Source organism: Pectobacterium peruviense, from assembly GCF_003312355.2.
GTDB classification, from domain to species: Bacteria; Pseudomonadota; Gammaproteobacteria; order Enterobacterales; family Enterobacteriaceae; genus Pectobacterium; species Pectobacterium peruviense.
On sequence record NZ_CP161826.1, the window covers coordinates 3,441,910 to 3,456,189 of the forward strand.

The window sequence follows — 14,280 nt, forward strand, 5'->3', positions numbered from 1 at the left end:
TATACCTAAAGAAGCGAGTAACCTTTTAATGACCACAGGCGGACAGGCGCAGATAGGGAATGTCGATCTGGTTAAGCAATTAAACAGCGCGGTGGTTTACCGCCTGATTGATCAGCAAGGCCCGATCTCACGGATTCAAATAGCAGAGCAGAGCCAGCTTGCTCCCGCCAGCGTTACCAAAATAACCCGCCAGCTTCTGGAGCGCGGGCTCATCAAAGAAGTCGATCAGCAGGCTTCAACTGGCGGCAGACGCGCCATTTCAATTATCACCGAAAACCGCCCTTTCCATACCATCGCCGTACGTCTCGGTCGTTATGACGCCACCATCGCGTTGTACGATTTGCAGGGAAAAGCGCTGGAAGAAATGCACTACGAGCTGCAAGAGAAAACACAGGAGTCGCTGGAAGCCACGCTATTTCAGTCTATCAGCGACTTTATTGCCAGCCACCAGCGCCGTATCCGCGAGCTTATTGCGATCTCTGTGGTGCTACCGGGGTTGGTTGATCCGGTTGCAGGTATCGTCCGCTATATGCCGCATATCAGCGTGAATAACTGGAAACTGGTCGAAAATCTGCAACGCCACTTCAACGTCACCAGCTTTGTCGGTCACGACATCCGCAGTCTGGCACTGGCGGAACACTATTTTGGCGCCACCCACGATTCACTGGATTCAATTCTGGTACGTGTGCATCGCGGTACAGGCGCAGGAATTCTCGTCAACGGACAAATTTTTCTCGGCAGTAACGGCAACGTCGGCGAGATCGGTCATATTCAGATCGATCCACTCGGCGATCGCTGCCATTGCGGTAACTTTGGCTGTCTGGAAACCGTCGTCGCCAACGGCGCAATTGAACAACGCGTACAGCATCTGCTCCGTCAGGGCTATCCCAGCAAGCTTTCTGCGAATAACAGTTCGATTTCAGCAATTTGCAAAGCGGCTAACCGAGGCGATGACCTCGCCCGTGAGGTCATCGAACAGGTTGGACTCAATCTTGGTAAAGCACTTTCCATCGCGATCAATTTGTTCAATCCACAGAAAGTCGTGATTGCTGGTGAAATTACCGAAGCAGAAAAAACACTGCTTCCTGCGATTCAACGCTGCATCAACACGCAGGTATTGAAAGAATTTCGTCATAATCTGCCAATTGAGATCTCCAGCCTCAACCATCTTTCGGCTATCAGCGCCTTCGCATTGGTCAAACGTGCGATGCTAAACGGTGTTCTGCTACAGCAATTGCTCGAAAACGCCTGATTCCCTTTCTGGCCGGATTATGTAATCACTAAAAACCCGGCCTTTCCCCTGCATGAATTTGACGAATCAACACAAAAAAAGCCAATAAATTAACGAAACACCACACCAATTGCTTTTTTCATTAAATAATATTGAATTCCTATGGCGTTTTGATGCTAAATCAATGGCACTAAGGTCGAATTCGTAATTACTGGGAGTCATGTATGTGTTCTATTTTTGGTGTGCTTGATCTGAAAAGCGATCCTGTTGAACTGCGTAAGAAAGCACTGGAATTATCCCGCTTAATGCGTCACCGTGGACCAGACTGGTCCGGCGTTTATGCCAGCGACAAAGCGATTCTGGCTCACGAACGTCTGTCTATCGTTGACGTCAACACGGGCGCACAGCCGCTTTACAACGCCGAGCGCACCCACATTCTGGCCGTTAACGGTGAAATTTATAACCATCAGGCATTGCGTCAGCAGTACGGTGACCGTTATGCGTTTCAAACTGGCTCCGACTGCGAAGTCATCCTTGCGCTGTATCAGGAAAAAGGCCCTGAATTCCTGGACGAACTGCGCGGCATGTTCGCTTTTGCGCTGTATGACAGCGAAAAAGATGCCTATCTGATCGGTCGTGACCATCTTGGTATCATCCCGCTGTACATGGGCTACGATGAGCACGGTAACCTGTACGTCGCTTCTGAAATGAAAGCGCTTGTGCCAGTTTGCCGTACCATCAAAGAATTCCCAGCAGGCAGCTACCTGTGGAGCAAAGACGGTGAAATCCGTGAATATTACCAGCGTGACTGGTTTGATTACGATGCCGTAAAAGACAACGAAACGGATAAAGTAGCGCTGCACGATGCGCTGGAAGAAGCGGTGAAAAGCCACCTGATGTCTGACGTGCCTTACGGCGTGTTGCTCTCTGGTGGCCTGGATTCTTCCGTTATCTCCGCGATCACCAAAAAATATGCCGCACGTCGTGTAGAAGATGACGCGCGCAGTGAAGCCTGGTGGCCTCAGTTGCACTCTTTCGCCGTTGGTTTGGAAGGTGCGCCAGATTTGAAAGCCGCGCAGGAAGTCGCTAAACACCTCGGTACCGTGCACCACGAAATTCATTTCACCGTGCAGGAAGGGCTAGATGCGATTCGCGACGTGATTTATCACATCGAAACCTATGACGTCACCACGATTCGTGCCTCAACGCCGATGTACCTGATGTCGCGTAAAATCAAAGCGATGGGCATCAAGATGGTGCTGTCAGGCGAAGGTTCTGACGAAGTGTTCGGCGGCTACCTCTATTTCCACAAAGCGCCAAACGCCAAAGAACTGCATGAAGAAACCGTACGTAAGCTGCTGGCACTGCACCAGTATGACTGCGCTCGCGCTAACAAAGCGATGTCAGCTTGGGGCGTGGAAGCTCGCGTGCCATTCCTGGACAAAAACTTCCTCGATGTCGCCATGCGCATCAACCCGCGCGACAAAATGTGCGGCAACGGCAAGATGGAAAAACACATCCTGCGTGAGTGCTTTGAATCTGACCTGCCGCACAGCGTTGCCTGGCGTCAGAAAGAACAGTTCTCCGATGGCGTGGGCTACAGCTGGATCGACACTCTGAAAGAAGTAGCTGCAAATCAGGTTACCGATCAACAATTGGAAACTGCACGCTTCCGCTTCCCGTACAACACCCCAGGCTCCAAAGAAGCCTACCTGTACCGTGAAATCTTCGAAGAGCTGTTCCCCGTTCCGAGTGCAGCAGAATGTGTCCCTGGTGGCCCGTCAGTCGCTTGTTCGTCGGCTAAAGCGATTGAGTGGGATGAATCCTTCAAAAAACTGGATGACCCATCAGGCCGAGCGGTTGGTGTACACCAATCAGCCTACAAATAATTCGATTTAATTTCATCAGTCAACGGGCCTTTCATGGCCCGTTTTTGTGCGCTTAATTGATTGGGAATGCGTGCTTTTTGACGTTTTTCTCACCATACTGTTCACAACCCAAACAAACGATACATTGAGGGCACTTTTCGGGAAAAAACTAGTTGACGCAATTAGACCAACTACGCATAATGCGCCCCGCAACGCCGATGAAGGTGAAGCGGAAAGATGGCTACGTAGCTCAGCTGGTTAGAGCACAGCACTCATAATGCTGGGGTCACAGGTTCGATTCCCGTCGTAGCCACCATCTTTCTGCGGGAGTGGCGAAATTGGTAGACGCACCAGATTTAGGTTCTGGCGCCGCAAGGTGTGCGAGTTCAAGTCTCGCCTCCCGCACCATTATCATCTTCTCGGTTTGACATTGCTTTTCGAAGCTTGTTAGTGTTTGTTGTGATTGGGGTATCGCCAAGCGGTAAGGCACTGGTTTTTGATACCAGCATTCCCTGGTTCGAATCCAGGTACCCCAGCCATTTCAAATAGTATGTTAGAAAAATATGTTGTCCTATTGGGGTATCGCCAAGCGGTAAGGCACTGGTTTTTGATACCAGCATTCCCTGGTTCGAATCCAGGTACCCCAGCCATCTACTAGATAGTAGAAAGTTTTTTAGATGAAGTGATAACAGCAGTACATTTGGCTACGTAGCTCAGCTGGTTAGAGCACAGCACTCATAATGCTGGGGTCACAGGTTCGATTCCCGTCGTAGCCACCAAATTTTTGGGGTATCGCCAAGCGGTAAGGCACCGGATTCTGATTCCGGCATTCCGAGGTTCGAATCCTCGTACCCCAGCCAAATTAAGCTGGTAAAACAGCAAAGAAACGGGGCGACAGTCGAAAGACGTCGCCCCGTTTTGTTATGTCTGGTATTAACATAGTCTAGTGCTAACATATCCAAATCAATTATTCGATTTTCCCAAAAGGGCAGTCATGAAGGTTTTATCTATATCCTCTGTTACTCATGATTTCAGCCACATTGTGGTGCCACGGCAGAATAACGTCAGCAAGTCGTGGCGATCAGCCATACGTGCGCAGTTAACCACTTTGTTACTCAGCGTGGCATTGCTGTTTTGCTTTCTCACACCAACTTATGCTGCCGGAGTAGCTTCTTTCAAGATGTCAGCGCAAACGTTCGCTGACCGGATGAATGCTAATCTGACGAAACTCAATATCCCGCTCAAACTGGCTATTAACGTGGAAAAGGGAACATCCGTCGATGATTTCCAGCACATTTTTAACGAGCACGTCGGATTAATTGGGTCAATAGAGAGTAAAAGCCAACAGCTTAATGGGCTCGTGATACTCAACGCCGCGTCAGAATCCCCCGAAGCAACAAGACAGAATCTGCAAATCGTCACTGCCGCGTTTTCTGCGCTATTGGGTGAGAGCACGTTATCAGGTGGAAATAGTCTCGAAAGCCCTGAGATGACCGAGATGATGTTCGGCCTGCTTCAGGATAGCCAGACCTCGGGTAAAGGCGTTCGGCAGATAGGAAATGTTCGCTTTAAGGCAACCACTAATGCGGACACCGATATTATCTTCACCGCCGAGCCAGCACTGTAGCGGGCGGTGTCCGCATAATCAGTCAGATGCCAATGGCGTATTTCAATGCGCGCTGTTTTAACACACCAGCGCGCTGTGCGACCATCAATGCCATGTTGCGCGCAAAACTCAGCGGCGGTAATGCGTTACTGAACGCGTTATAGAACAAATCCATCCCGCTTTGCATCATCAAATTATCCGGCATACGGCGGCACTGGTAGCGCCGTAATACACGTTCAGAAGCCCATTCTTCTCCCGCATTACGCGCGCTAATCAACACATCCAGCAGCGCCTCAACATCGCGATATCCCAGATTAACGCCCTGCCCCGCCAGCGGATTGATAGTATGCGCGGCATCACCCAACAGTACCAAGCCAGGCTTGATATAGGTTTGCGCATGGCGTCTGACCAACGGGAATGACCCAGCAGAGAGCGCTTTGACTGAACCCAACCGCTCAGGAAACGCGATAGCAATCTCTTTATCCAACTGTGCAAGCGGCATCGCCTGAAGCTGGCGAATACGCTGTGGGCTGTCATACCACACCAGCGATCCCCATTGGTCAAACAGCGGTAAAAACGCACGCGGGCCGCTCGGTGTGAACTGCTGCCAGGTAACATCCTGCTGGGGTTGTGAAGTTTCAATGCCGATCAACATACAAGACTGACGATACTGCCAGCCGCTGATGCCAATCCCTGCCCACTGGCGAACCTGAGAGTTCGCGCCATCAGCACCAATCAGCAACGAAGCCGTTAGCTTCTGCCCGTCAGCAAGCTGTAAACACCAGCCATCATCCCTGCGTTGCAGACCCTGCGGCGTCGCTGGGCAATAACATTGGCAACGCTTATCCTCCTGCAAACTTTCCCAGAGTGCCCGTTGCAGCACACGGTTTTCCACCATAAAACCTAGTTCAGGCAGGTGAATGTCGGCAGCATCGAAAACCACTCTGGCGTTCGCCCATTCCCAGGTTTCCAGCCGGCGGTAAGGCGCGCTGCGCATCTGCTGCACTCGCTGCCATGCACCTAGTTCTTTCAGTAACGCAACCGACGCATAGCCAATTGCTGAGATCCGTAAATCTGGCGGACTGGTGGCATCAAATGGCGTTAGTATTTCCTGCTCAATCACCGCAACCTGAAATCCTTGCTGTGCCAGCCCGAGCGCCGCGGCCGCGCCAACCATTCCACCGCCAACCACAATCGCATCGTAATGCATATTGGCTAATCCCCTCTGATTCTGGTTTATTCACACCAGTAAAAATGCATGAAAATAGTGTACTGGATTTGCGGGTAACTTTTCAGAAAAGCCGCATTTTTATAGAAAGTAAGGGGTTATCAAATTAGCTCGGCTTCCAGCACTGGTCACAACGTCAGCGAACGATTACAATACCCATCCTAAATGAGGGGAATTTTTCCTATTCCTTCCGCACTGAGTAATGGCAAGTCGATGACAAAAAAACTGCATATTAAAACCTGGGGCTGTCAGATGAATGAGTACGATTCATCAAAGATGGCTGATTTACTGGGAAGTACGCACGGCTATGAGCTTACTGAAATCGCTGAAGAAGCCGATGTTTTACTGCTCAATACCTGCTCGATCCGTGAAAAGGCGCAGGAAAAGGTCTTCCATCAACTTGGTCGCTGGAAAGCGCTGAAAGATCTTAATCCGAAACTGATTATTGGCGTCGGTGGCTGCGTTGCCTCGCAGGAAGGTGCACACATTCGTGAACGTGCGCACTACGTTGACGTTATTTTTGGCCCACAAACCTTGCACCGCCTGCCGGAAATGATTAATCACGTTCAGGGTACGCGTAGCCCCATCGTTGACATCAGTTTCCCTGAAATCGAAAAATTCGATCGCCTGCCAGAACCGCGTGCCGATGGGCCGACAGCATTCGTTTCCATCATGGAAGGCTGCAATAAATATTGCACATTCTGCGTTGTGCCTTATACCCGAGGCGAAGAAGTCAGTCGCCCGTGCGATGATGTGCTGTTTGAAATCGCTCAACTAGCCGCGCAAGGCGTGCGTGAAGTTAACCTTCTGGGGCAGAATGTTAACGCCTACCGCGGCGAAACCTATGACGGTGAAATCTGTTCTTTTGCCGAACTGCTGCGTCTGGTCGCCGCCATTGACGGGATCGACCGTGTTCGTTTCACCACCAGTCATCCGATTGAATTTACAGACGATATTATCAGCGTTTATGAAGACACACCGGAGCTGGTCAGCTTCCTGCATTTACCAGTGCAAAGCGGTTCTGACCGTGTTCTGACGATGATGAAACGCCGTCATACTGCGTTGGAATACAAAGCCATCATCCGTAAGCTGCACAATGCGCGTCCAGGCATCCTGATTAGCTCTGACTTTATCATCGGCTTCCCTGGCGAAACGCAGGCTGACTTTGAACAAACCATGAAGCTGATTGCCGATGTGAATTTCGATATGAGCTATAGCTTTGTCTATTCCGCTCGTCCGGGAACACCGGCTGCGGATATGGTCGATGACGTGCCGGAAGAAGAGAAAAAACAGCGCCTGTACCTTCTGCAAGAACGCATCACCCAGCAGGCAATGCGATTTAGCCGCCTCATGCTGGGCACCGTCCAGCGTATTCTGGTGGAAGGCACCTCGCGTAAGAGCGTGATGGAACTATCTGGCCGCACGGAAAATAACCGCGTCGTCAACTTCGAAGGCACGCCGAATATGATCGGTAAATTCGTCGATGTTGAAATTGTTGACGTTTATACCAACTCGCTGCGCGGCATCGTAGTGCGGACCGAAGATCAAATGGATCTGCGCGTGCATGAATCACCGTCTTCCGTGATTGCTCGTACTCGCAAAGAGAATGAAATCGGCGTTGGATTTTACCAGCCGTAATCAACGTTTATTCCAGCCTAAGCGCAATGATGGGTGGCTTTGTCACCCATTTTTTATGGCTGACTACCATTGCTGTCCCCTTTGAGCTGCTGCCCTGCATTTTTTATAGCAGGCTATTTTTAGCCTTCAATCAGTTTCAATTTCAAGGCGCTTACATTTGCTTTTGCGAGACAGCATCCCAATATCATTATTGTGACTTGCAGCATCGGGCATTCACGATGAATAATTCACTCACATGGCGGATACATCAGGCCATCTAATAACAGTTCATTTTGTGCGGGTAGAAAGAGTGCCAGCACCGTAACGCTCAAGAGGAATAATTTGAACGTAACAACAAAAGAAATTACCCTTGAACCCGCAGATAACCAACGCCTGCTCAGCCTTTGCGGCCCGTTTGATGACAATATTAAACAGTTAGAGCGTCGCTTAGGCATCGAAATCAATCGCCGAGACAATCAGTTCAAACTGGTCGGCAAGAACCTGCTGACGCAAGCTGCCGCCGATATCCTGCAACGCCTGTATGTCGATACGGCTCCAGTGCGCGGCGTCATCGGTGATATCGACCCTGAGCAAATTCATCTTGCGATTAAAGAATCTCGCGTGCTGGAGCAGTCTGCGGAACACACTCCGGACTATGGCAAAGTGGTCAATATCCGCACCAAACGCGGCGTAATCAAACCGCGTACGCCGAATCAGGCGCAGTATGTCGCCAACATCCTCGATCATGACATCACGTTCGGCGTTGGCCCGGCGGGAACGGGGAAAACCTACTTAGCCGTTGCAGCCGCCGTGGATGCATTGGAACGTCAGGATATTCGCCGTATTCTGTTAACACGCCCAGCGGTCGAAGCTGGTGAGAAGCTGGGCTTCCTGCCTGGCGATCTGAGCCAGAAAGTCGATCCTTACCTGCGCCCACTTTATGATGCTCTGTTTGAAATGCTGGGCTTTGAACGTGTCGAGAAGCTCATAGAGCGTAACGTGATTGAAGTTGCACCACTGGCTTACATGCGTGGCCGAACGCTGAACGATGCCTTTATCATTCTGGATGAAAGCCAGAACACCACCATCGAACAGATGAAAATGTTCCTGACACGTATCGGCTTCAACTCAAAAGCCGTCATCACCGGTGACGTCACACAGATCGACTTGCCAAAAAATCTGAAATCAGGCTTACGCCACGCGATTGAAGTACTGGCCGATGTGGAAGAGATCAGCTTTAACTTTTTCCACAGCGAAGACGTGGTACGCCATCCGGTAGTTGCGCGGATTGTGAATGCCTATGAAGCATGGGAAAATGCCGACCAGAAACGTAAAGACGCCTTAGCAGAACAGCGTAAGCGGGAAGCACAGGCTGCAGCATCAGACCAGGAGCAAAAATGAGTCAGGTGATTCTCGATTTACAAATCGCCAGCGAGCGAGCACAGGGATTGCCGGAAGAAAAAGACTTTCAGCGCTGGCTGGAAGGCGTTCTGCCGCAGTTTCAGGAAGTCTCTGAAGTCACCATCCGTATCGTGGATGAGGCCGAAAGTCGCGACCTGAATAACACCTATCGCGGTAAAGACAAGCCGACCAACGTGCTGTCGTTTCCTTTCGAGGCACCGCCTGAGGTCGAGCTTCCTCTGCTTGGCGATTTAATCATCTGCCGCCAGGTTGTAGAACGCGAAGCCGCAGAGCAGGAAAAAACCGTAGAAGAGCACTGGGCGCACATGGTTGTCCATGGTAGCCTGCATCTGCTAGGGTATGACCACATCGAAGACAGCGAAGCCGAAGAAATGGAAGCGCTAGAAATCGAAATTATGCAAAGTATGGGTTATGCCGACCCTTACCTTGCAGAAAAAGATGGCCTCACCGAATAAATAGAAATACATTTTATCTAGCCCGAGATCGGGAAGATATCGGGTACTTATCTGTTCCACATCAGCCACTGTGCCGCTTCCAGTTGCTGGCAATAATCCTTTAACAAGAGTGATGTTAATTAAAACGCATGAGCGACGACCATTCTCAAAACAGCGATGCACCCAGTCCCAAAAAGGGCTTCTTTTCTCTTATTCTTAATCAGCTTTTTCACGGCGAGCCAAAAGATCGTAACGGTTTACTCACTCTGATTCGTGATTCCGAACAGAATGAACTGATCGATCCTGAAACACGAGATATGCTCGAAGGCGTCATGGATATCGCCGACCAGCGTGTGCGCGACATCATGATCCCTCGCTCACAGATGATTACGCTCAAGCGCGATCAAACGCTGGAAGAGTGTCTGGACGTGATTATCGAATCCGCCCACTCCCGTTTCCCCGTCATTAGCGAAGATAAAGACCATATTGAAGGCATCCTGATGGCCAAGGATTTGCTGCCGTTTATGCGCAGCGATTCCGAACCGTTCAGTATGGATAAAGTTCTGCGTTCCGCTGTTGTTGTGCCGGAAAGTAAACGCGTTGATAGAATGCTGAATGAGTTCCGCTCGCTGCGCTATCACATGGCGATTGTCATCGATGAATTTGGTGGCGTATCCGGCTTGGTCACGATTGAAGATATCCTTGAGCTGATCGTCGGCGAAATTGAAGATGAATACGACGATGAAGAAGACAGAGATATTCGTCAGCTTAATCGTCAGACTTACACCGTTCGGGCGTTAACCGATATCGAAGATTTTAACGAGGCTTTCGGCACCCGGTTCAGCGATGATGAGGTCGACACCATTGGTGGCCTGGTTATGCAGTCTTTCGGCCATCTTCCTGCTCGTGGCGAAACCATCGACATAGAAGGTTACCTGTTTAAGGTTGCGATGGCAGACAGTCGCCGTATTATTCAGGTTCATGTCAGAATCCCTGACAATGCCCCTCAACCAAAATTGGAAGAATAATTTGGCAATGGTTGTCGCTTCGTTTCTACAACGCCAGCAGGTTAAAGCCCTGCTGGCGCTCTTATTTGGTGCCTGTGGCACGCTGGCGTTTTCTCCCTTTGATTTCTGGCCTGCGGCGATTATCTCGCTCATGGGTCTGCAGGCGCTGACGCTAAACCGCACCGCTCGCCAGTCAGCCTGGATAGGGTTTTGTTGGGGATTTGGTCTATTCGGCAGCGGCGTAAACTGGGTTTACGTCAGTATCGCGCAATTTGGCGGAATGCCGGGCCCTGTCAATGTTGCGATAGTCATTTTACTCGCCGCCTATTTGTCGCTCTATCCTCTGTTGTTTTCTGCCCTGCTCTCACGCTTGTGGCCGAAAACAACGCTGTGGCGTCTGGCGCTTGCCGCTCCCGTACTCTGGCAGCTAACCGAATTTCTGCGCGGCTGGGTGCTCACCGGCTTTCCGTGGCTGCAATTCGGCTACAGCCAAATTGACGGCCCGTTAAAAGGTATCGCGCCCATTCTGGGTATCGACACCATTACCTTCCTATTGATGTGCCTCAGCGGACTGCTCGTTTATGCCATCAATCAGCGAAAAATCGCACCAGCGGCCATCGCTATCGGTGTTTTCGTTTTATCATGGCCGCTGCGCAACGTGCAGTGGTATACCCTGCAACCGGAACGTGCCGTCAATGTCGCGCTGGTACAAGGCAATATCCCGCAGGCAATGAAGTGGGAACAAGATGAGTTGTTGAATACACTGAGGATCTATCTGGATAACAGCCTGCCCTATATGGATAAGGCGCCTATCGTTATCTGGCCGGAAACCGCTATTCCCGATATTGAAAGCCGTCAGGGTGCGTATCTGAAGCAGATTGACGATATCCTGCGTAGCCGTGATAGCAGCCTGATTACGGGTATCGTCGATATCCGGCGTGATGGCAACAAGACTGATTTCTATAACTCAATTATCGTACTCGGTGACAAAAAGCCGTACAGCTACCCTACGATGAACCGTTATAACAAAAATCATCTGGTGCCTTTCGGCGAGTTTGTCCCGCTAGAAACGCTGTTACGCCCGCTGGCTCCGTTCTTCGATCTGCCGATGTCGTCGTTTAGCCGAGGTGACTATGTTCAGCCACAGCTTTCTGTCCATGGTTTCAAACTTAATGCCGCCATTTGCTATGAAATCATCTTAGGCCAACAGGTGCGCGATAATTTTCGGCCAGACACCGATATGCTGTTGACCATCTCGAACGACGCCTGGTTTGGCCGCTCAATCGGCCCATGGCAACACTTTCAGATGGCACGCATGCGCGCGCTGGAATTAGGGCGCCCTCTGGTTCGTAGTACCAACAACGGCGTCACCGCAGTGATTGCGCCAGATGGCAAGGTCAGTGCCAGTCTGCCGCAGTTTACGCGTGCGGTGTTGGACACGCAGGTGGTTCCTGCAACCGGTATAACGCCTTATGCACGCTTCGGTTCCTGGCCGCTTTGGTTCGTTACGCTGCTGGGTGGCATCACTGCGGTCTTCTTCGGTTTACGTCGCCGATAATCAGCTCTCTCCTCACTTCCCTAAGGGCATGCTTTTGCATGCCTTTTTTATTTATGGCACGGTATTTGCCTCTTATTACCCTGTAAAGGGTTGTTTCTGTATTTTTTTGGATATTACGTCAGCGTAAAGCCCTCTCGCAGGGCAAGTAACGCACCAACTTGGTGCCAACCTCTGACTTTGCTGCCATTTGGTGCGGCGGATATCGCAAAAAGAAAACATTTCCATTTCAATCTATTTACAATCAGCTACTTTTTAACTGTGTACGCAGTAACTTCGCGCTTTAACGGTGCAACGTTATCACTGAGAAGTAGCAACGTGTCATGAGTGCTTCAGCGATACGATGTCAACTTGAAGACAGTGTTAACTTGAAGATAACGGACACATTAACCTTATGGTTATTGATGACAGCGCTATAACTATTGCAGCAACGACAGCAAAGGAGTTAGAACATGCAAATGCGTAAACTGGCATTATCACTGATTCTGCTTGGCACTGCCGCCAGTGCAGCCCAGGCTGAAGATCTGGCCGGTACATTGAAAAAGGTCAAAGATAATGGCGTGATCGTCATTGGCCACCGTGAATCATCCGTCCCTTTTTCTTACTACGATAATACGCAGAAAGTCGTCGGCTATTCTCAGGCCTACTCTGACAAAATTGTCGAAGCGATTAAGAAAAAACTGGATGCGCCTAACCTGCAGGTCAAACTACTTCCTATCACCTCTCAGAACCGTATCCCTCTGTTACAGAACGGTACATTCGATTTGGAATGTGGTTCGACGACCAACAATCTGGAGCGTCAGAAACAAGCCGCGTTCTCTAACACCATTTTCGTTGTCGGTACGCGCCTGTTAGCCAAAAAAGATTCCGGCGTAAAAGACTTCCCAGACTTGGCAGGTAAAACTGTCGTAGTGACCTCCGGTACAACCTCTGAAGTTCTGCTGAACAAGCTGAATGAAGAAAAACAGATGAAGATGCGCATCATCAGTGCAAAAGATCATGGCGACTCCTTCCGTACGCTGGAAAGCGGCCGTGCTGTAGCCTTTATGATGGATGATGCTCTGCTGGCTGGCGAACGTGCAAAAGCGAAAAGTGCCGATCAGTGGGATATCGTTGGTAAAGCCCAGTCTGAAGAAGCCTACGGCTGTATGCTGCGTAAAGACGATCCACAATTCAAGAAACTGGTTGATGACACCATCGCCGAAGTACAAACCTCTGGCGAAGCAGAAAAATGGTTTGATCGCTGGTTTAAACAACCGATTCCGCCAAAAGATCTTAACTTGAACTTTGCACTGTCAGACGAAATGAAAGCGCTGTTCAAAGCGCCAAATGACAAAGCGCTAAACTAATTAATAATGAGAATAAGGGCAGAATCACTCTGCCCTCTGATTGCTGATTCGTGGCAGGACAGACAGGCATGTGATGGTCGTTCCCCATCACATGTTGCCCCGAGAAATTTCGATAAACAGGAAAATAAACAATACGCCTGTAGTTTGAAAAAGAACGGGAATATGGCCGCTCATCAATCTTCAGGGTAGCTTCGCTACCCTTTTTTTACCGGAGTTCGTTATGTCAATAGATTGGAACTGGGGCATATTTCTACAAGACGCCCCCTTCGGCAACACAACCTACCTCGGGTGGATTCTGTCCGGTCTGCAAGTCACCGTCACATTATCTATCTGTGCCTGGATTATCGCCTTCCTCATTGGTTCTTTATTTGGAATCTTACGTACCGTCCCGAACCGTTTTCTTTCGAGCATTGGTACTTGCTACGTCGAGCTATTTCGCAACGTCCCACTGATTGTCCAGTTCTTTACCTGGTATCTGGTGGTTCCTGAGCTACTTCCCGTCGACATCGGTATGTGGTTTAAAGCCGAGTTAGACCCCAATATTCAGTTCTTCCTGTCATCAATGATTTGTCTGGGGCTCTTCACCGCTGCACGCGTGTGTGAGCAGGTGAGAGCAGGCATCCAATCGCTACCTCGCGGGCAAAAAGCCGCTGGGCTGGCGATGGGTCTGACGCTGCCACAAACTTACCGTTATGTGTTACTGCCCAATGCGTATCGCGTGATCGTTCCGCCGCTGACGTCAGAAATGCTGAATCTGGTAAAAAACTCGGCTATCGCATCCACGATTGGTCTGGTTGATATGGCGGCACAGGCAGGGAAACTGCTGGACTATTCCGCCCATGCGTATGAATCCTTTACCGCCATCACGCTGGCGTACGTTGGCATCAACGCCATCATTATGTTGATCATGCAGGTCGTTGAGCGAAAAACCCGTTTGCCGGGCAATATGGGGAGCAAATAAAC

At 50.2% G+C, this 14,280-nt stretch carries 11 protein-coding genes and 6 tRNA genes; 16 read left to right on the forward strand and 1 reads right to left on the reverse strand.

Annotated elements, in window-relative coordinates:
- Window positions 1-28 precede the first annotated feature (28 nt).
- From DUT67_RS15585 to DUT67_RS15625, 9 genes are all read left to right on the forward strand, one after another.
- Complete coding sequence (locus tag DUT67_RS15585; protein ID WP_113632330.1) at window positions 29-1,252, forward strand: ROK family protein; 1,224 nt, start codon at window positions 29-31, stop codon at window positions 1,250-1,252.
- A 203-nt stretch (window positions 1,253-1,455) separates the two neighbouring features.
- Window positions 1,456-3,120 (forward strand): asparagine synthase B, encoded by a 1,665-nt coding sequence (gene asnB / locus DUT67_RS15590; protein ID WP_048259291.1) that lies wholly within the window; start codon window positions 1,456-1,458, stop codon window positions 3,118-3,120.
- Between the two features lie 218 nt (window positions 3,121-3,338).
- Window positions 3,339-3,415: transfer RNA gene (locus tag DUT67_RS15595), tRNA-Met, on the forward strand.
- A gap of 7 nt (window positions 3,416-3,422) precedes the next feature.
- Window positions 3,423-3,507, forward strand: a tRNA-Leu gene (locus DUT67_RS15600).
- A 56-nt stretch (window positions 3,508-3,563) separates the two neighbouring features.
- A tRNA-Gln gene (locus DUT67_RS15605) sits at window positions 3,564-3,638 on the forward strand.
- Window positions 3,639-3,674: 36 nt separating this feature from the next.
- Window positions 3,675-3,749, forward strand: a tRNA-Gln gene (locus tag DUT67_RS15610).
- A 52-nt stretch (window positions 3,750-3,801) separates the two neighbouring features.
- A tRNA-Met gene (locus tag DUT67_RS15615) sits at window positions 3,802-3,878 on the forward strand.
- Window positions 3,879-3,884: 6 nt separating this feature from the next.
- Window positions 3,885-3,959: transfer RNA gene (locus tag DUT67_RS15620), tRNA-Gln, on the forward strand.
- Window positions 3,960-4,093: 134 nt separating this feature from the next.
- Window positions 4,094-4,726 (forward strand): hypothetical protein, encoded by a 633-nt coding sequence (locus DUT67_RS15625; protein WP_113632308.1) that lies wholly within the window; start codon window positions 4,094-4,096, stop codon window positions 4,724-4,726.
- Window positions 4,727-4,748: 22 nt separating this feature from the next.
- Here DUT67_RS15625 and ubiF read toward each other — a convergent pair whose 3' ends face one another.
- Window positions 4,749-5,915, reverse strand: a complete 1,167-nt coding sequence (gene ubiF / locus DUT67_RS15630; protein WP_113632307.1) for a 3-demethoxyubiquinol 3-hydroxylase — start codon at window positions 5,913-5,915, stop codon at window positions 4,749-4,751.
- A 231-nt stretch (window positions 5,916-6,146) separates the two neighbouring features.
- Between ubiF and miaB the strand changes: the two genes are divergently transcribed.
- The 7 genes from miaB to DUT67_RS15665 all read left to right on the forward strand — a co-directional run bounded on the left by miaB (window position 6,147) and on the right by DUT67_RS15665 (window position 14,278).
- Window positions 6,147-7,571: a tRNA (N6-isopentenyl adenosine(37)-C2)-methylthiotransferase MiaB gene (gene miaB / locus DUT67_RS15635; RefSeq protein WP_113632306.1), complete on the forward strand. Its 1,425-nt coding sequence runs from the start codon at window positions 6,147-6,149 to the stop codon at window positions 7,569-7,571.
- 321 nt (window positions 7,572-7,892) lie between these two features.
- Window positions 7,893-8,951 carry a PhoH family protein gene (locus tag DUT67_RS15640; protein ID WP_113632305.1) on the forward strand — a complete coding sequence of 353 codons (1,059 nt, stop codon included), beginning with the start codon at window positions 7,893-7,895 and terminating at the stop codon, window positions 8,949-8,951.
- Window positions 8,948-9,427: an rRNA maturation RNase YbeY gene (ybeY, locus tag DUT67_RS15645; RefSeq protein ID WP_113632304.1), complete on the forward strand. Its 480-nt coding sequence runs from the start codon at window positions 8,948-8,950 to the stop codon at window positions 9,425-9,427. The genes DUT67_RS15640 and ybeY overlap by 4 nt, the downstream gene beginning before the upstream one ends.
- Before the next feature lie 128 nt (window positions 9,428-9,555).
- Window positions 9,556-10,434, forward strand: coding sequence for a CNNM family magnesium/cobalt transport protein CorC (gene corC, locus DUT67_RS15650; protein WP_010285415.1), 879 nt, complete (start codon window positions 9,556-9,558; stop codon window positions 10,432-10,434).
- A 7-nt stretch (window positions 10,435-10,441) separates the two neighbouring features.
- Complete coding sequence (gene lnt / locus DUT67_RS15655) at window positions 10,442-11,971, forward strand: apolipoprotein N-acyltransferase (protein WP_113632303.1); 1,530 nt, start codon at window positions 10,442-10,444, stop codon at window positions 11,969-11,971.
- A gap of 449 nt (window positions 11,972-12,420) precedes the next feature.
- Window positions 12,421-13,317: an amino acid ABC transporter substrate-binding protein gene (locus DUT67_RS15660; protein ID WP_048259276.1), complete on the forward strand. Its 897-nt coding sequence runs from the start codon at window positions 12,421-12,423 to the stop codon at window positions 13,315-13,317.
- Window positions 13,318-13,537: 220 nt separating this feature from the next.
- Window positions 13,538-14,278, forward strand: a complete 741-nt coding sequence (locus DUT67_RS15665) for an amino acid ABC transporter permease (protein ID WP_048259275.1) — start codon at window positions 13,538-13,540, stop codon at window positions 14,276-14,278.
- The last annotated feature ends 2 nt before the right edge of the window (window positions 14,279-14,280 follow it).